This window comes from Aquibium sp. ELW1220 (assembly GCF_030398385.1).
Classification (GTDB): domain Bacteria; phylum Pseudomonadota; class Alphaproteobacteria; order Rhizobiales; family Rhizobiaceae; genus Aquibium.
On record NZ_JAOAOQ010000106.1, the window covers coordinates 1 to 1,389 of the forward strand.

General features: G+C 57.7%; 1 protein-coding gene. It reads right to left on the reverse strand.

Translation table 11 applies throughout. The features are described from left to right. Positions 1-478: 478 nt before the first annotated feature. Positions 479-1,267, reverse strand: a complete 789-nt coding sequence (locus N1F91_RS30890) for a HAMP domain-containing sensor histidine kinase (protein WP_289997746.1) — start codon at positions 1,265-1,267, stop codon at positions 479-481. Between the last annotated feature and the right edge of the window lie 122 nt (positions 1,268-1,389).

A 1,389-nucleotide genomic window follows, 5' to 3' on the forward strand; every position in this document is an offset into this window, starting at 1 on the left:
CGCCAGGGCCGTTGTAGCAATCCGATCGCACTTCATGCCGAACCGCGTCAAGGCGGCTCGCTGGTGAGCGGGCGATCCTGTCAACTCGGAAAAACCGTGTGGCGCTGATCGCGCTTACGAAAGTCTCGTCACATTCACCCAACGCGGCATCGAGTCCCTTCAGGAGTTCCTGGCCGACGTGCGCACCTGGGCCGGCGGCATCCGTCAGTTCCTCATCGACGAGCAATGTGAGCCAGACGTCATCGAGGTCATCATGGCGAACGAGAAAAACGCCTGAAGGAAGGCGGCCCTCGGCGAAGGCTTACTGCGAATCCGAGGGACGGTTGCGTTCTTCCCGGCCCTGGGAGGGACAGCATGTGTGGGCTGTGGCATTTGAGATGGCCTGTTCCGACTGCAATGTACCGCATTTCGTAACAGAATGCGGAGGAGCGTCCTGAACGAGATCAGGCCACGGTGCCGATCGGTGGCCGCTGCCACTTCAGTCGAGACATCGCAGCCATACATTCGCGCATGCGCCGGTACGGGTGTTCTCGAGTGCAATTCGCCCACCGGCTCTTTCAACGATCTGCTTGACTATGAAGAGGCCAAGGCCGGAACCGTCTCCCCGAGGAGAAAACTCCGGTTCGAAGACACGATCGATGAATTCCTCCGGAATTCCACAACCCGTGTCCGAAATCGCCACATGCGCGGTTCCCTCGAGGCTACTCAGTCGTACCGTGATCTTACGGACATCACGCTTGGCTTCGACGATCGCTTTTCGCGCATTCTCGATGAGATTGATGACGATCGTTTGTGCTTCATCATCGGAAACTCCGACGCAATCGTCTACATTTCCCTCGATGGCGATCCGAACATTGTCGATCCTGAGCATCGGCATCGTTATAGAAACGGCATTCTCGACATTGCGGCTCAGGCTGCTCCGGTCGTTAAACTCGCGCGAGCGATAGGACTTCACGGAATTCGACAATGACGCAATTCTGGAGATGGCAACCTCGATCCGCTTGATCTTGGTCGCGATGTCGTCCTTCAGAAGGTCTCGTTTCTCAAGTAGATTTCTGAGATTGGAGGCAGCGAGTGTGATCGTCTGCGCCGGCGTACCAATCTCGTGAGCAAAGCCCGCTGCCATCTGCCCCAGCTGAAAATAGCGCTGCGTGCGTGATTTTGCCCAAAGCTCGTGCATGTTTGCAACGTGCAGCCGGCGCTGCCTGCGGCGCCACTCGTTGACGGCAGAGACCATTGCGGCGATTTGGAGCAACAGGGCCAGCATTACCCCTCATGAATCCCCTCATTTCACGAACGACTCACTTTTGCCGCTAGCGCTCGGGAAACCGCTTGTCGACGAATCGGTCGAAGGGATGGCGGAGCGATGCGGGCGAGTGCGCAACGAGC

Bases quoted from the DNA above. Each gene is read 5' to 3' on its own strand.
- N1F91_RS30890 (WP_289997746.1), bottom strand. From the start codon at position 1,267: ATGCTGGCCCTGTTGCTCCAAATCGCCGCAATGGTCTCTGCCGTCAAC.